At 51.0% G+C, this 19,570-nt stretch carries 13 protein-coding genes; 3 read left to right on the plus strand and 10 right to left on the minus strand.

Annotated features, from left to right (window positions below; translation table 11 throughout):
* Positions 1-413: 413 nt before the first annotated feature.
* Entirely contained in the window at positions 414-806 is a 393-nt protein-coding gene (locus FS806_RS22840) for a VOC family protein (protein ID WP_144941312.1), read from the minus strand.
* A 341-nt stretch (positions 807-1,147) separates the two neighbouring features.
* On the opposite strand from FS806_RS22840, the gene FS806_RS22845 reads away from it, so the two are divergent.
* Entirely contained in the window at positions 1,148-3,454 is a 2,307-nt protein-coding gene (locus FS806_RS22845; protein WP_186328503.1) for a helix-turn-helix domain-containing protein, read from the plus strand.
* Between the two features lie 70 nt (positions 3,455-3,524).
* Here FS806_RS22845 and FS806_RS22850 read toward each other — a convergent pair whose 3' ends face one another.
* From FS806_RS22850 to FS806_RS22885, 8 genes are all read right to left on the minus strand, one after another.
* Positions 3,525-5,048 carry an extracellular solute-binding protein gene (locus FS806_RS22850; RefSeq protein ID WP_144941315.1) on the minus strand — a complete coding sequence of 508 codons (1,524 nt, stop codon included), beginning with the start codon at positions 5,046-5,048 and terminating at the stop codon, positions 3,525-3,527.
* 40 nt (positions 5,049-5,088) lie between these two features.
* Positions 5,089-5,970 (minus strand): carbohydrate ABC transporter permease, encoded by an 882-nt coding sequence (locus tag FS806_RS22855; RefSeq protein ID WP_144941317.1) that lies wholly within the window; start codon positions 5,968-5,970, stop codon positions 5,089-5,091.
* 3 nt (positions 5,971-5,973) lie between these two features.
* Positions 5,974-6,936: an ABC transporter permease gene (locus tag FS806_RS22860; RefSeq protein ID WP_144941319.1), complete on the minus strand. Its 963-nt coding sequence runs from the start codon at positions 6,934-6,936 to the stop codon at positions 5,974-5,976.
* A gap of 447 nt (positions 6,937-7,383) precedes the next feature.
* Entirely contained in the window at positions 7,384-8,166 is a 783-nt protein-coding gene (locus FS806_RS22865; RefSeq protein WP_144941321.1) for an ABC transporter ATP-binding protein, read from the minus strand.
* A 67-nt stretch (positions 8,167-8,233) separates the two neighbouring features.
* Positions 8,234-9,088, minus strand: coding sequence for a deoxyribonuclease IV (locus tag FS806_RS22870; protein WP_144941323.1), 855 nt, complete (start codon positions 9,086-9,088; stop codon positions 8,234-8,236).
* A 29-nt stretch (positions 9,089-9,117) separates the two neighbouring features.
* A complete protein-coding gene (locus tag FS806_RS22875; protein WP_144941325.1) occupies positions 9,118-9,927 on the minus strand; it encodes an Fpg/Nei family DNA glycosylase in 810 nt (269 codons plus the stop codon).
* A 68-nt stretch (positions 9,928-9,995) separates the two neighbouring features.
* Positions 9,996-11,360, minus strand: coding sequence for a ribonuclease H-like domain-containing protein (locus tag FS806_RS22880; RefSeq protein WP_144941327.1), 1,365 nt, complete (start codon positions 11,358-11,360; stop codon positions 9,996-9,998).
* Positions 11,357-13,642, minus strand: coding sequence for a DEAD/DEAH box helicase (locus FS806_RS22885; protein ID WP_144941329.1), 2,286 nt, complete (start codon positions 13,640-13,642; stop codon positions 11,357-11,359). The genes FS806_RS22880 and FS806_RS22885 overlap by 4 nt, the downstream gene beginning before the upstream one ends.
* Positions 13,643-14,020: 378 nt before the next feature.
* Here FS806_RS22885 and FS806_RS22890 point away from each other — a divergent pair, with 378 nt between their 5' ends.
* Both FS806_RS22890 and FS806_RS22895 read left to right on the plus strand, forming a co-directional pair.
* Positions 14,021-15,805, plus strand: a complete 1,785-nt coding sequence (locus FS806_RS22890; RefSeq protein ID WP_260982229.1) for an ABC transporter ATP-binding protein — start codon at positions 14,021-14,023, stop codon at positions 15,803-15,805.
* Positions 15,806-15,822: 17 nt separating this feature from the next.
* Entirely contained in the window at positions 15,823-17,631 is a 1,809-nt protein-coding gene (locus FS806_RS22895; protein ID WP_144941332.1) for an ABC transporter ATP-binding protein, read from the plus strand.
* 645 nt (positions 17,632-18,276) lie between these two features.
* Here the strand turns inward: FS806_RS22895 and FS806_RS22900 are convergent.
* Entirely contained in the window at positions 18,277-18,471 is a 195-nt protein-coding gene (locus FS806_RS22900; protein ID WP_144941333.1) for a hypothetical protein, read from the minus strand.
* Between the last annotated feature and the right edge of the window lie 1,099 nt (positions 18,472-19,570).

Consider the following 19,570-nt stretch of genomic DNA (forward strand, 5'->3'; position numbering starts at 1 on the left):
GCTTTTTATGCCAATTAGAAAGTTTGTTCCATTTTAATGCTTTAATGAACTTAAACTTTCTAATGTGGTAAAAAAAGCTCCTAACGGAGCCTCTTCGAAGACGAATAACCCGGTATTAGAGGAAGCTTTTTATGCCAATTAGAAATTTTGTTCCATTTTAATGCTTTAATCAACTTAAACTTTCTAATGTGGTAAAAAAAGCTCCTAACGGAGCCTCTTCGAAGACGAATAACCCGGTATTAGAGGAAGCTTTTTATGCCAATTAGAAATTTTGTTCCATTTTAATGCTTTAATCAACTTAAACTTTCTAATGTGGTTAAAAACCGCCCTCGGATTTTTACCAAGGGCGGCTGCGAATTATCTATAGATCGTACAAGGCCTGCGTGCTCACATGCTGGACGAATTGAGCGTTCTTAACGTCCCGGCTCGAAAAATTCAATCCATTCCCCGTCCGGTCCGTGGAAGAAGAAATATTTCGAACCGTTGGGCAGTGTCGTAATCTCCTGATCAATCAACTTTACATGCTCCAGACTCTTGATTCTGGCAAACTCCTCTTCTATGCTGTCTACGGTGAAGGCTAAATGATGGACCTTCCCTTCCTGCGGCAGCCCGGCATTATATCCTTCAATCAGCTCGATCTCCGTTTCCCCGTCGACATTAAATCCGAGAAAAGCCAGCTTCAATACCCCGTTGGAGTGATCCAATTTCCCTTTCAGCCGCAGACCAACCACTTCCTCGTAAAAAGAAATGGACTTGTCCATATCGGCCACCATTAATCCAACATGCTCTATTTTCGTTCTTGCCATTTGCTTCCCCATCCTCTACTTATGATTTTCTTTTATCCTATCATAAAAGCCGTGTATTTTCATCTGAAATATCGGTAATTAGTTTATCTTTTGCAAATGTAGGAGAATGAGACTTTAACCATACTAATCCATTTGACAATTAATGTTTCTATCCTGCGGTAATCCGATCCAATGTTTTCGCGCTCAAGATAATCCCGGAGGTTTCTATATACTAAAGCTCAAGGATTACCGACAACAGCTGCACAGCGCAAAGGTCAAAGAAAGCCTTTTCACAAATAATGAAATGTTGGTATACTAGAAATATTGTTCCGATTTTTCGGGAGAGGTGTGAAGCTTTATTTATGATCAATCTTGGAATGGTTAAGGGGAGCTTTTACCGAAAAAGCTTAATTCTTGTCCTCATCATTACCTGCCTGCCCGTGACCCTGATCAGTATCGGTCTCTACTACACCGGCAGTGATCGGATCGTTAACGAATTGAACAAGGCACATCAAATCCAGCTCAAGCAATCCATCCAGAGGCTGGATGACTACTTGTCGCATTTGGAGCTATATTCCGCCCAGCTCGGGTTCAATCCGGGCTTTGACATATCGCTGACGGAGATCGACTTTCACCAGCAATTCCAGAGAACGGACGAGCTGCTTCGTTCGTTAGCCTTGATGCAGAACTCCAACCCTCTTATCAGCTCAGTCGCTTTATATCTCAAGGATTCCAACAAAGTCATCGGAGACGATTCCGGCGTCCGGACGTTGTCCGATGAAGCGGAGCGGAAGCTTTTCCAATCCTTGTTGGACCCGAATAAAGGAATTTATTGGATTCATTCCATTCATCCCGTTCACCTGCCGGATATGGCTCGTCATGGAGTTATCATCAAGCTTCCGGGAGGGACTCAGAAGGAAGCTTATGGCGCATTCATCATCTATATTAATCAGTCGGCTCTGAATAACATGGTACAGAAATTGACTTCCGGTGCGGGCGTCGCTTTTCTTATGGACCACCAAGACCGGCAGGTCACGGATTCCTCCAATACGGAAGGAATTCGCGGGCTGGAAGAGGAGTTACGAGACTACGTGCGAAACGATAATCTCCTCGAGAATACGTTCGTTTATGAATGGCAGGGAGAGAGCTTCTCCGTCTCTTACGGCAAGCTATCCAGGCTTGGGGATGAATTTACTTATATTTCGGCTACCCCGCTCTCCCAAATCATGGCCCCTGTATCCGCCATGGTGAGGACGATCCTTCTGGTAAGCACCTTCGGCCTGTTTATGGCCTTGCTGCTGTCCTGGTTCGCCTCGCGAAGAATCTACCATCCGATCCGAAGGCTGACCAAAGTATTTCAGTCATTCAAGGACGGGGAACCCGTAGCCAACGATGAATTGGCCTACATCGAACGGCAATGGCAGCGGCAGCTGGAACAGAGCGAGCAGCTTTACCGCAAGGTCAAGCAGTCCATACCCAGTCTGAGGGAAGGGTTTATGCTGCAGCTTCTGGAAGGCCACTTATACTACTTAAGCGACAAGGAATTGGCCGGCAAAATGAAAGAGCTGGATTGGGACACCGAGAACAAACAATTCGCTTACGTCGCTGTACAGCTCTCCGGAATGTCCAGCTATGATGCGGCCTCCGAGAAGGACAAGCAGCTAATTTCCTTCGCTGCAGCGAATATTATCGAGGAATTATGCTCCTCCTCCCGGGAACTGTTTCATGTCATTAACTTTCAAGATTTGTCCATCGGTCTGTTCCTGATCGTCGACGGTTCGACAGATCCCATTGAAATCAAGGAAAAGCTGACCAAATTGGCCAACGACTTCATCTCCGCCTTGAATAAGGTCCTCCGGATGAATGTGACGATTGTAATCAGCAGAACGTCCCGCCATATCGGGGAGCTTCCCGAGTTGGCCGCACAAACGCGGCAGGCCCTTCGTTACCGGGAAATCGATCCTTGCAACCAGCTGATCGATATGGATGATTTCCTCTTGGCCGGACATCAGCCGGTCCGTTTTCCTTTTGAATTGGAGAGGGAGATCGTCCACGCCTTCAGCATCGGAATGGAAGAAGAGACGCTTGAGCGGATTTCCCGGTTTATGCAGGCCCTGCAGAAAGAATCCAGCACCGAGCTCATCGTCCATCAAGGCATGATGAAGCTGTTAGGAAGCATGTGGGACGCTGTCCTTAAGTCCGGAGCAAATCCGTATATCCTGTATCAAGGTGAAGATTTGTATGAGCAGCTGCAAGCGATCAGAGAGCCCGGGGAAATGCTTGACTGGTTCCGAAACAAGCTGGTGGCCCCTTTTATTCAATCTCTGTCTCCGTCCTGCGACCCGGAACTGAAAGCCGCCATCGATCAACTGCTTCTACGAATCCGGGAGGAGGTTCAGTCAGATATCTCCCTGGAGGGGTATGCGGAACAAATGCAAATGAGCCCGTATAAATTAAGCCGGGCCTTCAAGCAAATCACCGGAGAAAATTACGTCGATTACGTTACGAGGCTGAGAATAGATAAATGCAAGGAGCTGCTCCTTAAGACCGATCTGAAAATAAACGATATCGCGGAAATGCTGCGGTACCAGCCTTCCCACCTGATCCGCCTGTTCAAGAAAAGTGAAGGAATGACGCCCGGCCAATTCCGCAAACGACATTCCTCCTAGTGTCTGTCCTATTTCATAGACAAAGCAAAAGGCCCGGCCTTCCCGATTGGAAAGCCCGGCCTCTCTTTCATTACTGGCTGGCCAGCTTTTGCTGATAAGCTTCGTTCATCTCTTTCACGATCTTCTGCAGATCGGCATCCTGCTTTAGCTTCTCGATGAATTCATCATAGGCTTCAATCGTGACCTGTCCCAGGACGACTTTCGTTCTCATGTCGTCCACCTTCTGCTTGATATCCGGCATTAATTTCGTATTCGCATCGGATACCAGGCCCAGGGACGGATAATCCACCTTCACCTTCTTCCTCTCTTCCAGAATCTGAACATTCCGTTCGAATATTTCCGGGGTAGTTGTCGAAGGATCTCCCAAGACGATTTCATCGCCGAGCGGATGGAAGAAATAGTGCATCGCATCCGCCACCAGATCTTTCTTGGCTTGCTCGGTCGGGATTCGTTGGCCGTTCTCCATCTTGTAATGTACATCGGGGATACCGTAGGTGGCCAAATCCGAGCCTTCCTGGCTGTATCCGAAATCCATGAACCCCAATATGGCCTTCAGCTTCTCTTCCGGCACTTTCTTAGGCACGAGGAAATGTCCGTAGAAGGGAGCGCCAGACGGGACATATTCATTGCCTTCCGGCCCTTTTAAATAAGCCAGCGGAATCAAATTCGCCTCGGGATCGATCTTGCGGATTTCCTGGGTACGGGTCAACGAGTTGTTCATGGCGTAGCCTCCGCCGCCCGCTTTTCCGCTGTGAAGAATATCGTTTATCTGTGAAAATTTCAAAATCGCGAAATCAGGCGGGAACAGACCGTCCTCGTAAGCTTTCTTGAGCCACAGCAGAGCGTCTCTCGATGCATCCTCGGTAATGATCGGATACAGCTTGCCGTCTCTAAGCTTCCAGGCTCCCTGGGTATCGTTGAATACGTTATAAATGAATCCCATATAGGCGAGACTGGCGGAATAACCGATCGTATCGTCTACCCCGTTGCCGTCCGGATCCTTCTCTTTAAATGCCTTCAGAGCTTCGTAAAATTCATCCAGCGTTTCCGGAACCTCCATTCCCAGTTTATCCAGCCAATCCTTGCGCAGCATCGGAAACACTCCGCCTCCGTGAGTCGGATAATAGCGGGGAATCGAATAATTTTTGCCTTCAATTTTAGCGATCTCCCACATTTCCGCCAAATTCGGGTTCATCAAATTCGGATAATCTTTAATATATGGGGTCAAGTCCCAGAAGACGCCCTGCTTGATCAGCCCCCGGATTTGGGAATCATTCAAGTCCTCCACGAAAGTGACGTCCGGAAGATTTCCGGAGGCATACAGCACTTTGAACTTGTCCTCTGAAGTGGTAACAGGAACCCAGTCAATCTTCAGCTTGGTGTTCGTCCGCTTCTCAAATTCCTTCACCACCGGATTATTATCGTCAGGAAATTGCGTTCCGTAGCTGAGGGTGTTCAACGTAAGCTCTACCGGCGCCTGGTCTTTATCGGTCGGCTGCCCTCCTCCGGAGCTCGTGCTTCCCCCGCAGGCAGATAATACAAGTGACGAAGACAGAAGCACCGAGAACGGCAATGCTATCGATTTTTTATTCATATCACAATACCTCCCTTTTTGATTATAACTTTGTATGTTCTCATTCCTTGACGGAGCCCACCATGGCTCCTTTGGCAAAGTGCTTCTGCAGGAATGGATACACCAGCATAATAGGTAAAGTCGCGATGACGACGGAAGCCATCTTCAGCGTTTCGGTCGGCATCTGCCGATTCGAACGGAAATCCATGGCGGAGCCTGCATTGACCGAAGATGTCGGATCGACCAGCATATTTTGCAGGAGCACCTGAAGCGGCCATTTCTTATGGTCATTGATAAACATGATTGCGTTGAAAAAAGTGTTCCAGTAGCCGACGGCGAAGAACAGTCCGAAAGCGACCAGAGCCGGAACGGATAACGGGAGAATGATCCTCAGCCAAACTCCAATTTCATTGGCTCCATCTATTCGGGCGGCGTCCTCCAGGCTATCGGGGATGCTGTCGAAGAAGCCTTTCATCAGCAGCACGAACCATCCTCCGGTCAAAGACGGAATAATAAGGGACCAGAGGCTGTCGATCAATCCCAGCTGCCGGACGATCAAATATTGCGGAATCAATCCGGGCTGAAACAAAATCGTGAACAGGATAGCGAACATGAACACTCTGCGGAAACGCAATCTTTTGCGGGAAATCGCATACGCCAACCCGGAGCTGACAACTAGGCTCAGCACGGTTCCAACCGTTGCCAGGAAGGTGCTCACGCCGATCGCGTTAATCATGGTATCCGTGGACAACAAATATTGGTAAGCGCTTAAGGTCCACTTCGTCGGAAATAAAATGAGCGGTTTCTGATAATATTCGACCGGATCGGTGAAAGAAAGGACGAACGTATAATAAATCGGAAAAAGGCAGGCCAAACTGATCAGCAGCAAGAACAAAATGTTGCAGATGTCAAAGATCCGGCTTCCCAAGCTTCTATTCCCCATAGATCAGAATACCCCCTCTTCGCCGAAACGCTTGGCCATTTTGTTGGCAAGGACGACGAGAATGACGCCGACCACCGATTTGAACAGGCCGATGGCCGTGCTGTAGCTGAATTCTCCCTGCTTGATCCCTGTTCGGTATACGTAAGTATCGAAGACGTCCGCCACATGGGAAACGGCCCCGTTCATCATCAGATAGACCTGCTCGAAGCCGGTATCCATAATCGAGCCGAGCCTGAGGATAAACAGGATGACTACCACATTGCGAATCGCCGGCAGCGTAATATGCCACATCTGGCGAAAACGGTTGGCCCCGTCCATTACGGCCGCTTCGTATAGCTGGGGATCGACACCGGCGATAGCCGCCAGGAAGATGATCGTCCCCCACCCGGCTTCCTTCCACATGGATTGCGCGGTGAGCATGGCCCAGAAATAGTTCGGCTCGGTCAGAAAGCTGACCGTCTTCATCCCCATCGCCGCCATTAGCTTATTAATCAGCCCTTCCGACTCGGAAAGCATCAGGAAGGTGAGCCCCGCAATAATGACCCACGACAAAAAATGAGGGATATAAATAATCGTCTGGACAAGCCGTTTGTAAAGCACACTCCTCAATTCATTAAGCAGCAGCGATAAAATAATCGGAAAGGGAAAGAAGAAAGTAAGATTCAATAAATTGATCGCCATCGTGTTGCGAAATAACAAATAGAAATCTTCATTGGAAAAAAAACGCTGAAAATGCTCCAGCCCAACCCACTCGCTCTTCCAGATTCCGAAATAAGGCGAATAGTTTTGAAACGCCACCAGCAATCCGCCTATAGGCAAATATTTGAAAACAAGAAAATAAAGCAATCCGGGAAGCGCTATCAAATATAAGTATTTGTCCCTCTTAAGATCCAGCCACAGCCTGCGTTTTGGGGACGAGGGCTTTTTCCGCTTGGCGGCTAATTCTGAAGAAGCTTCTGCATGCATGATTCATCCCTCTCTTTTTCGGTTAGTTTGAGCCATCGTTGTCTCCGGTGAAGATTGGTCGCAAGCTTTGGTGAGCTGCCAGTGATGCTTACCTTGGCCTGCTGAAATTTTCAAGACCATTTGAATGCGGCCTGCCGAAGTCACCGCTGTTTAATAAAGTATCGGAACCGCCCATTTCAAGCAATGACGGATTTTTGCAGGCGAATTTCCGGGGATCGTCATTTTTTGCACGGCGGTAAAAAGAAGCAAGGATAAACGGCTATCGCCGTCCTTAGGACGTGCGCGTATACCGATGAAATATGAGAACAGGTATAGATGAAAACTTATACTTTCTTATATTTTGAAAAAGCCTGCTCCAGGGAGTTCTGTAACAAGAAAAACCAGCCATCTCCAGAGGATAGCTGGTTTCGAATGCTTATATCCGATCAGGCTGTTTGGTGATGAGAGTTAAGATCCAATGGGATTAGCCGCCACTTTGATCCACGGACGGTTTCCGCTCCACTCCAACGAGACAGGCACGTCATAAACCTGGAGCAGATGCTCTTCCGTCAGCACTTCATTCTTGGGACCGGCAGCAACGATTCTGCCTTCGTGTATAAGTGCAATATGAGTAAAGATCGGCATAATTTCTTCAATATGATGGGTGACATATAAGATGGTGATGCCTGAGTCTCGAAGATCGTCGATCGACTGAAGCATCTTCTCCCTCTCATATAAATCCAGCCCGGAGCAAGGCTCGTCCATCACCAGAATGGTCGGGTCCGTCATTAAGGCTCGCGCAAGCAAAATCTTCTTCCGCTCTCCCTGAGACAAGGTACCCAGCGGCTGATCAGCCACATAGCCCAATCCTACCTTATCAATCATGACACGGGCCTTGTCTATGGCCTCTTGCGGGATCTCTTCATAAAATCGCAAAAAGCCGTAATTCGCGGCGGCAACCGCTTCCCATACCGGGTCACCCGGAGTCAGCTTCTCAAACAGCGATTGGCTGATATAGCCAATTTGCTTGCGGACCTCCCGCACATCACATTGACCGTACCGATGACCGAGTACTTCAACCGTTCCCTTACTAGGGAAATGGTAGCCGTTGATCATCTCCAGAATAGTCGTCTTTCCCGAGCCGTTCCTGCCCAGCAGAACCCAGTGCTCCCCCTTGCGGATGGAAAGATTAACGTCGTTAAGAATTCGTCTCTCTTCTCTCTTAAAGTAAATCGATTTCAAGTCAATCATGAATCCGTTCACCAACTTGTCTATGTATTCCGTACTTGCTCTCTCCTATTGTAACTTGGAAATCGATTTATGACCATACCGCAGAACGGAATCCCGCCGCTTTATCGAGAATATAACGGATTTCCCCCTTATGGGTATGATCGGGACCTGCAGCAGTCTCCAGAATGACCGGGAGCCTGCGGATAGGGGGAGACATTAAAAATTCCAGCATGGCTTCCTCTCCAATCCTGCCCCTGCCAAAATTGGCATGCCGATCCTTCCTCGCTCCGCTCGGATAAACGGAATCATTGAGATGGACGACCACCAGATGATCGAAATAACCGAGCTCCCCGCCCCTCTCGACAAGCTCCGGCCAATTCTTCCCGTTCCATAGCCCGCTGGCATAAGCATGACAAGTATCCAGGCAGAAACCGATCTTGTCCGGATAATCCGTCAGGCTGCGGATTTGGACGAGCTCTTCAAAGGTGGTTCCCATCGCCGTTCCTTCCCCGGCCTGATTCTCGATCAGCAGCTTGGCCCTGCCTTTCCAGCCGGAAAGAATGGCGTTTAAGGTATCAATGATATAGCGGTAGCCTTCCAGAGGATCCTTGCTTTTCGATTTGCCGAAATGGACGACAATCCCTTCCGAGCCGCAGCATTCCGCAATTTCCAGATCGTTGATCAGCGAGGCGACAATCGCATCACGCAGCTTCGAAGGCTCTGCGGCCAGATTGCTTGGATACGGCGAATGCCCGACCGACAGAAGATCCTTCTCCCGGCAATAATCAGCGCAGGCCGCACCGTCCCCCGCGTCGAACGATTTAAGGGTCAGTCCTCTCGGATTTTTCGGGAAATATTGAAAGCAGCCGGCACCGATCGCTGTCGCTGTTTTGGCCGCCTGCAGGTATCCATGCCGTATGCTGATATGACTGCCTAATCGCATGGAGAAGCCTCCTTCCGTGAAGATAGGGATTACCTCTGGCAGTGAGAGCAATAAAACACCTTCCGCGACCAGATCCGTTCGAAGACAATCGGGTGGCCGCAGCGAAAGCAAGCCTCGCCTCCGCGATCATAGACGAGGCAGGCATCGTTGTACCCCCCGGTCAACCGGTCTCCGTTATATAACGGATTCTCCATATATCCGCCCTTAAGGATGGCCCGCTGAAGCACATTGGCGATCGATCGGTACAGCGCTCTAGCGGCATTGGCCTCAAGCTCCCCGCATTTACGGGTAGGCAGCAGACCGGCGTCAAAGCAAATCTCGTCAGAATAACAATTTCCGATTCCGGCTACCCAGTGTTGGTCGGTTAACAGCGGCTTTAACGCACCTTTCTTGCCTGCGAGCCGCTCCCGGAATTCCTGCTCGGTATAACGGGCATCCAACGGCTCGGGGCCCAGCTCCCTTAACTCTTCGGCCAACGCTTCATCTGACAGTAAATGCAGGAAGCCGAGCCTTAACCCGATGAAATACAGGGTCTTGGGGCCAAAATCTATCTCCACCTGTGTGTTTCGATCCGGCTTATCCTCCTCGGATCCGAAATGCATCCATCCTCCCAGCATTAAATGAAGGAGCAGGTTATATCCCGAGTCGAGACGGAAGATCAAATATTTGGCTCGCCGGTGCACCTCCGTAACCGTCCGGCCAACCAGCTCCTTGCGGAACGGATCCGGCGGGATATTGATCGACTTCGGCCGATTTACCCTGGCGTCGGTTATCCGTCTTCCCGCTACAAGCTCCGTTAACAGGTTGCGATAGGTTTCCATTTCCGGCAATTCGGGCATCCGGGACTCCCCCTTCGTCATTTCTTCTATTCAGGTATGTCCCCTTTTTCCCGAGAATAAACGTGGTCTTAGCCCATTTCCTCGTTATACAGCTCCGCCAGTGCATAGTTAAGCTCCTTGAGCTTAAGCCTTTCGATCCTCTTGCGGATGTCTTCCAAAACGGGCTGCCGCTTCTGATGACGCCGCACAAGCGTTTCTCTTCTCCAGGCGATTTGATAGGCCTCTTCCGCATAAGCGAGTGCCGTGCCATAATCTTTCACCTTATGCTCATAATACTTCGCAAGCTCGATGAACGGCTCTATCGCTGTCAGGCCGGTTGAGGCCGCCCCCGCAGCCAGTCCCTTCCATAGGGCCAAGGCGGAGTCGTAATCTCCTTTCTTCTTATATAAAGCAGCAAGCTCCAGACGAAATTCGTCCGCCTCGCGGGAGCTGCATTGGAGCAGCCGTTCGAACGCATGGGCGGCCTGCTCTGCACATCCTAATCTGTCCAGCCATTTGCCCAGCCGGTACAGCTCCTCCGCCTCCATCCCGGTCAGCTCGAGCTCTCCGCGCAGCGCCCTCCCGAAATGGATAGCCAAACCGGCCAGCGACAGCACATCCTGCTCATTATGATCCAGGACCCCCGCCAGAACGGCGGGATCTCCTTCCGACAAATAACGGAAATATAGAGTCGGGGCAAGGGACCCGGGAACATCGTCCACGCGGGTATGTCCAAGCCGGCTCTCCTCCACGATTCCCAGTCGGCAGGCCGGCAGAGTGTTCCGCCAAAGGCTTCGTGATGCATACAGAAAATCCAACTGCACCGATGGCTCGCGCTCCAGCTCCATCCGGTTAAGGACGAACCGGTTCCTAACGATCGGCCAATCGAAGGTGCGGCCGTTAAATGTAACAAGGCAGGAGAAGCGGAGCAGCAGCCGGTTGAAATAGGCGAGCATCGCCACTTCCTCGGCCGGATTGCGGATAAGCATCTGCTCGACAACGAAGGCGCCGGAACGGTAATAACCCATCCCGAGCATAAACGGCACGTTGCCGGCGCCAATCCCCAGTCCGGTCGTCTCGGTATCGAAAAACAGCAATTCCTCCGGATGAAGCTCCTGCCCCCCTTCCGTGCCGGCCATTGCCGACAGGGAGGGACAGACGCGGTACAGATCTCCTATCGGATACCTGCCATGCAGGTAATCGGCCGGGTAAGTCCGCTTCCGGATCAGGAAGGAGCCCCATTCGTTGCTTTCGTACTGCACTCCCATCCGTTCCCAGCCTTCAGCGGACGGCCCCTTCTCTTCCTCCTGCGGCAGCATAGTGGAATGCCCGGACGGATCGGCCTGGCTTTCCTTACCGTCGGGAGGCCCCATTTCTGACGCTGTCTCTGTTGGGAGGGACCCGGTCGAATCCTTCTTCTTCAGACGATTCAGCCGTTCTCTCAGCATGCTCATCCGCCGTTCACCATCCCCGCCAGCAATTCCATGGCCAAAGCTTTGCCGGTCAGGCCGACCTCCTCTATCGGTCCGACACAGGAAGGACAGCCGCTCAGACAGGTACAGCGGCCGATCAAATCCGCTGCCTGCCGCAGCAGTTCGCCATGCACTTCATATAGGCGTTCGCTTAAGCCGACTCCTCCGGGATACCGGTCATAGAAGAAGATGGTCGGCTTATGATTATGTACCGCCTTCACCTGCGGCACGACACGAATATCCAGCGGATCGCACATCAGATGCAGTGGGGCAATATGAACAAGCACATTCGACAACCCGAGCAGCGCATACTGGATATCGTTAACCGACATCGTGGCCGCCAGCTCGTCACTGATCGTAAACCAATACGAGCTCGTGTGCATCTCTTCTTCCGGCAAGTGAATGGGTCCGGAGCCGATATTTTCATGCGTGCGCAGTTTGATTTTCTTGAAAATAGTAGGCTTGGCGTTGACGGTCACTTCCCCGAACTGCCGCGAAATTCCAGGCAGAGACTCCTCCTTGTGGACATGAAGAACCTTAAGCTGGACAGCCAGCGAAGCATCCGTGAAATAATCGACATTCACCTCGCGGACATAAGCTTTCTTCTCTTCCCAATCCAGCTTCTCGACCTGATACTGCACCCCTTCATGAATATAAATGGCCTCCTCATGAATTAAGGTCGGGGCGCTGAAGCGGTCGACTTCCCCGATCACCCGGCTCCCGGAGGTGGTGTCGATGATGATGAAGTTTTCCTGTGCGGCGGATCGCAGCGAGATGTCATGCGCGGGAAAGGACTGCTCCATCCAATACCAGCGGTCCCTTACCCGGTGCAAAATCTTCTCCTCGGTCAGAAAATCCAGGATGTCGGCGAGCGATTCCTCTCCGAACATCTCTCCCTCTTCGAAGGGAAGCTCGTAGGCGGCGCATTTGATATGATCGACCAGAATGATCAAATTGTCCGGATGGATCAGCGCCCTCTCGGGCGGCTTCTCAAAGAAGTAGGCCGGATTCTGAATCACATACTGGTCGAGCGGGTTGCTGCTCGCCACCATAACGGTGAGCGAGCTCTCCTGCCGCCGTCCCGCCCGGCCGGACTGCTGCCACGTGCTGGCAATCGTTCCCGGATAACCGTTCAATACGCAAGCCTGCAGCTGGCCGATGTCAATGCCGAGCTCAAGCGCATTCGTGCTGACGACCCCGCGGATTTCCCCGCTTCTGAGCCCTCTCTCGATTTCCCGGCGCAGCTTCGGCAAATAGCCTCCTCGGTAGCCGCGAATCGATTTCGCTCCCAGCTCGTGGCGGATCGTATCCTGCAAATAGGTGAGCAGAATTTCGACCCTGACCCGGCTTCTGGCAAAAACTATCGTCTGAATTCCGTTGTTAAGCAGATGTCCCGCGATCTTCCTCGTCTCCAGCACGCTGCTTCGGCGGATGCCGAGCTGCCGGTTCACGACGGGGGGATTATAGAAGACGAAATGCTTCTCCCCTGCCGGAGCCCCGTTGTTATCAATCAGCTCGACCGGTTCCCCGATCAGTCTCTCGGCATGCTCCTTCGGATTGTCGATTGTCGCGGATGCGCACAAAAACTGGGGCGAAGAGCCGTAAAACCGGCAAATTCGCTTCAGCCGCCGGATCACGTTCGCGACATGACTTCCGAACACTCCCCGATAGGAATGCACTTCATCGATGACAATATAGCGGATATTCTCGAACAGCTTAACCCACTTCGTATGATGGGGCAGAATGGCCGAATGCAGCATATCCGGATTCGTCACCACGATATGACCGGCATTGCGGATCGCCTGTCTGACATTCGGAGGCGTGTCTCCGTCATAGGTATGGGTCTTGATGTCCGCATCCATCGCATCGACAAGCTCTTTCAGCTCGGCCACCTGGTCCTGGGCAAGCGCCTTCGTCGGAAACAAATACAGCGCACGGGAGCTGTCGTCCTCCAGAATCTGCTGGAGAACCGGCAAATTATAGCACAATGTCTTGCCCGATGCGGTGGGCGTCACCGTTACGGTATGCTTGCCTGCGCGAACGGCCTCGAAGGATGCCGCCTGATGGCTGTACAGCCTGGAGATGCCCCTGTCTCTCAGTGCATCCTGAATGTCCGGTCGGAGGTCTACCGGAAACGGGGCATACTTCGCCTCCCTCGGCGGTATCGTATGCCAATGGGTGACTTGCTCCATGATTTCCGGGCTCTGCCGAAACCACTCGATCATCTCTGTCATGGAGGATAGCTTGCCGGTCAACGGATTCATGTTCGTTTCTCCTTTATCCTGTTATCCCTTATCGGGCCAAGACCCGCGTCTATAGGCGGAATCCAATCAGGCGGAGCACAATCCCCGGCTGATTTCCCGATGCTCTTCTTTGCGTAGCGAGTTCAGTGCTTAATGTTTTATTGCATCCGATCCCTCTAGTGTCTAAACTCTATTTTACAGAATATACGTTCGCGTGACAATGGCTGGCCGAAAAAATAGCTATAACCGTATTTCCCTATTGCCGAATCGTCCAAAGCGGTGCTAAGATCAGGATATATTTTCCAATCTTAAGACCACGGTCGCGGATGGGGCTTTGGTCTTTTTGTTCATGCAGGGAAATAGTTAATGGGATTAAATAATGGAACAGGAGGGGTCTCGTTGCGTGTTTTTCTAAGGCTGTTCAAGTACATTTTTCCTTACAAGGGATGGGTGACGGCAGCCACTTTGACCATGATCTTCGGAATCGGGTTTGACCTGCTCTCCCCCTGGCTGCTTATGAAAACGATAGACGTGGGCATTTCCGAAGGGAATATGCAGGCCATCATCCTCTATTCGCTCCTGCTTGCCTTCGGTCAACTGGTCAAAAGCGCAGCGATGTACGTTCAGGGCTACTCCCAGGAGAAGGTCGGACAGAACGTCATTTTCGATCTCCGCAAGCAGCTGTACCATCATCTTCAGAGGCTGTCCTTCGGTTATTACGATAAAGCGCAGACCGGGCAAATCATGTCGCGGATGACCGGGGATATCGAGGCGGTCAAAAATTTCGTCGGCTTCGGCGCCATGCAAATCGTTACCGGAGCCATCACCTTCATCGGGACCATTGTGGTCATGCTGCTCATTCAGTGGAAGGTGACCCTCATCAGCATGGCTACGGTCCCGCTTCTTGCTCTCGCCCTCTGGCAGTTCAACCGCAAGGTGGGGCCGGCCTGGAGCGATATTCGCGAGCAGATGGGCAGGCTGACCACGACACTGCAGGAGAACATATCCGGAATTCGGGTGGTCAAAGCTTTCGCCCAGGAGAAGCTGGAAAAATCGAAATTCAGCGACCGGAATGAAACCAATTTCGACTCCAACATGAACCGGGCGAAAATCGAGTCGCGCTCTTTTCCTTTAATGAACTTCTATGGTGGCGTTATTTTCCTCCTGATGATTTGGGTGGGCGGAATTTACGTATATAAGGGAGAAATGACGATCGGCGAGCTGACTGCCTTCCAGTGGTATGCCTGGGGAATTATTTGGCCCTTGAACATGCTCGGATGGCTCGTCAATATTATGCAGCAAGCGATTAAGGCGGCTCCTAGGGTATTCGAAATCCTCGATACGCCCGTGGACATAGACTCGCCTTCCGAAGGCGGGATCAGCGCCAAAGCGCTCCAGGGATATGTCGATTTCCGGGAAGTGACTTTCCGTTTTCCGGGAAGCGATAAGGACAAGACGCAGCCTGTGCTGAAGCAACTGAGCTTCAGCACGCGTCCCGGGCAAGCGATTGCCATTCTCGGTCCGACCGGGTCGGGCAAAAGCAGCCTGATCCAATTGATGGCCCGATTCTACGACACTTCCTCCGGACAGGTGCTTCTGGACGGCAGAGATGTCCGGGAATACAACCTGCAGGAACTGCGGACGAAAATCGGTATCGTTCCCCAGGAAACCTTCCTGTTCTCGGCAACCATTCGGGACAATATCGCATTCGGTCAAATCGGAATCAGCCAGGAACAAATCGAATGGGCGGCCCGCAAAGCCCAAATTCACGATTTTATAACTACGATGCCGAACGGTTACGATACTCTGATCGGCGAGCGGGGAGTAGGCTTATCCGGAGGACAACGCCAGAGGGTCGCCTTGGCCAGAGCCTTGTTAATGGACCCGCCGATCCTCATTCTCGATGAAGCGACGGCAAGTGTCGATACGGCGACCGAATCGGCCATACACGAAGCGCTCGACGAAGTGATGGAGGGCCGAACCACCTTCATCGTCGCCCAGAGGCTCTCATCCATTCAGCGCGCCGACTGGATTCTCGTGCTGGATGAAGGCAGAATCGTCGAGCAAGGCACCCATAAAGATTTGCTGGAAAGTGACGGCTTCTTCCGCAAGCTATTCCGTTTACAGATGGAGGGCGGTCATTCTTCAGAACTTCAGTCGTTCAAGCTGCCGGTTAGCGGTTGAAAGGATGGTGACAGCGAATGAGTCAACATGAATGGGAGGCCGAAGAAGAAAGGGAGAAGCCTTTTAACAAAGAATATATGCGCCGTATGTTCGGCTATTTGAAGCCGCATCGCCGAACGATGACCTTCGTCTCCGTTATCGTTGTCGTGAATATGCTGCTCAGCCTGGCGGAGCCGATCCTGATCCGTTACGCCATTGACGAAGGAATGGTCGCCCGCCATCTGTGGGCCATTCATATAGCCGGAATAGCCTTGCTTGGACTCCGGCTGGGCGGCTGGCTGCTCAGCACCCTGCAGATTCGGCTCGTTAACTTTACCGGCCAGCGCATTCTGTTTGCGCTGAGGCAGGAGCTGTTCAATCACCTGCAATCGCTCTCCTTCCGCTTCTTCGACGGGAGGCCGGCCGGCAAAATCATGTCCAGAATCACTAACGACACCAACGCAATCGGAGAGCTGATCAACGGCGGATTGATTACGCTGCTGATGGAAGCCACGCACCTGATCGGAATCGTGGTCATCCTGCTGTACTGGGATTGGAAGCTGGCCTTGATGGCTTTCACGGTCCTTCCGTTTCTCTATCTGATCGTATCCCGTTTCCGCCCGAAGATTGAATCGGCGTGGCTTCGTTCCAGACATACGATTTCGGCGATCAACGGCAATGTAAACGAGACGATCCAAGGCATCCGTGTCATTCAGGCCTTCTCCAGGCAGGAAGAGAATGACCGCCGTTTCCACGAAATAAATTCCAGAAACCGCAAGGCCTTCATGAAGGCCATTTCCCTGGAATCATTCGTCTGGCCGCTGGTCGAGCTGATCGGGATGATCGGCACATGCCTTGTTGTCTGGTACGGCGCCATGCGAGTGATTAATGGAGACTTGAGCGTCGGATTTATCGTTGCCTTCATCAACTACTTGTGGAGGTTCTGGGGGCCGTTAAGCTCTTTGTCCAAAGTATACAGCCAATTGCTGTCGGCCATGGCTTCCGCAGACCGCATCTTCGAAATTCTCGACACCAAGCCGGAAGTGAGAGACATGCCCGGCGCCAGACCGCTCCCCCCTATTCGCGGCTCGGTCGTATTCGATCAGGTATCTTTCCGATATGCGCCGGATAAGCCGGAAGTGCTGCGAAGTATTCAGTTGGATATCAAGGCGGGACAGCGGATCGCCATTGTCGGCCCTACCGGTGCGGGCAAAAGCACGATCGTCAACATGCTGATGCGATTTTATGATCCGACCTCCGGCAGGGTTCTTATAGACGGCCACGATATCAAGGAGGTCTCTCTGGCCTCTCTGCGCAGCCAGATTGGAATCGTTCTTCAGGATTCGTTCATCTTCTCCGGTACGATTGAAGAAAACCTGCGCTATGGGAAGAAGGACGCCACGATGGAGGAAATCGAGAGGGCGGCCCGAAGCGTCCGCATCGACCGGCTGGTGGAGAAATTTCCCGACGGCTATCAAACGCAGGTGGAGGAAAGAGGCTCGATGCTATCGGTAGGCCAACGGCAGCTCCTTGCATTCGGAAGAGTTTTGCTGGCGGATCCGAAAATCCTGATCCTGGATGAGGCAACCTCCAGCGTGGATACGGAAACCGAGCAGCATATTCAAGAGGCGTTAAATGTTCTGCTGGAAGGTCGAACGGCTTTCATTATCGCTCACCGGCTGTCAACCATACGCGATGCGGACGTCATCCTGGTGATCGAGCAAGGGCAAATTGCCGAGAGCGGTTCGCATGAAGAGCTGCTTGCACACGGAGGCATCTACGCCAACCTGTACTACAATCAGTTCCTGATGCAGCAGAGCCTTGCCAAGAAGGCGAGCGGAACCTAAGCGGCCCGCAATCCCTCTGGATAGACGCAGAAGTCGTTCATCCGGATGCCATACCAAAAAAAGAGAACCTGATCGGTTAGGATCTGGTTCTCTTTGTTTATTGCTAGAGTTGAGCACACGTCTGGGGGATAAATGGATTTCAGAGGCTGTCGATTAATGGTGTACGATTATAACGGAACCAGATGACCTTAATCGCTCCAAAAGTGCCTTTCGGTCATTTTAACGGAACTAGATGACCTTATTGCCAAGAAATACAGGCGAAAGTAGGATAATTCTATGAAATAAGCGCGTCTGGTTCCGTTATTCTAAAAAAAACGCCTATTTTGACGAAATAAGATCTCCAAGTTCCGTTACGTTCCTTGAGAGCGAAAAAACGATATTTAAGTGGAAAAAGTCCATCTATTTTCCGCTAAAAGGGCGATATCAGCAAAAACCCTCCATTCTAATTCTAAAGTGTAAACCAAAATTGGACGGAAGACCGAGGAACAAGATCGTGTTGCGTCCAATTTCGGATACACCCTTTAGAGTTAACACCCTGCCGTTCTTAGCACTATCGGATGATGTAAAAAATGCTAAACGCGTGATACCTTAAAAACATTCACCTTGGTAAGTTGAATTGATCACAATCCAAAACATTTTCATGGGTCAACGCAATCTCATATATCCCCATGTGACAATCCCCACCGCCAGAATGGCCGCAAGTGCAACGAACAACGCGTATCCGCTTCTGGTTCTGGTAGACGTATGCCGATCATAAAAATCCGGGTTTCGGCCCAGCCCGATCCAAAGCTCCCCAATCAAATGAATAACGACCAGGGCGAAGCTTCTAACCATCCTCATTGTTATCCCCCCGCTATCGATCAGAAAATATCATAAACCCATTTTAACATTTTATTCCACCGTCCGCATCCAAAATGGCCTTATTAAGCATGAATCTAACCAAAGTAATAGGATCTAGGCATTAGATGCACTTTCTTCCTTTGATAGCCGCGAAGTGAATCCACTTTCACAGCTTGAAATCGCCTAAATACGATATCCACCATCTGATCCGGTATCCGGTTTCTATTTTTCGTTGCCTAACGGTTGCCGTCGTTAATTGGCTCATTTTATCCACTTTGAAAATCTAACGGTTGTGCGTGACGCTATTTCGTTGTTTTCCATAGATTTTTGAGGAAATGGTACATATAACGGTTTTACCCGGAAATATCGCTTACGGAAATGGCTTCATTTGAGAAAAATGCCGCGCATTATGGCGGAGAATGACAGATCCGGTATTCCCTCCCATTTCATTTCTTCGGTCCATTCGACAACACACCCGCCAATCCCGGCAATTCTTTTGCCCGATCCTCCAGTGCATCTTGTTGATTTTACACGAGAGCTATCATATTCTGCGCTTTCCCAGGAAATGAAGAAAGGATTGCCTGTTGTTTGAGCAGAAGTCGGGATTTGGGGGACCGGCGCATGCTGAAATAGAATCGAATGTGGCTAACTGCCGGGGTCATGAAGGAAGGTTATCGCGACAGTCTAGAAGAAGTGGAGTGATGATTGGTTATTCATTCCTTGGGCGAACCTAAATTCCTGCGATAATACATCAATTATGAAGCGAATTTAAATATTCGGAAGAAAAGCCTGCGAAAACGAGAATACAGCAATTCTCGTTCCCAGAAGCCAAAACCTCACTCCAACCGGAGAAAAGATGCACTTTGGCAGGTTTTCTTCGCTTACGGCTGTTGAACTGCTTTCTTTCCAAGTTTCATGGACTAATCTCTTCAATGCCAGCCTAATATAATATTCGTTAAAATCGTTTTACCGGAGAAACTGCCAGACCAGCGCCGGTAACACACACTCTAGGGGTAACGTACCTTAAACTACCACCTGCTCAAAGCAGGTGGATTTAGACATAAATGTCGACGACTAAAGTCGTAGCGTAAGAGTAAAA

Origin of the sequence: Paenibacillus sp. 32O-W, assembly GCF_007679495.1 — a bacterium.
GTDB classification, from domain to species: Bacteria; Bacillota; Bacilli; order Paenibacillales; family NBRC-103111; genus Paenibacillus_L; species Paenibacillus_L residui.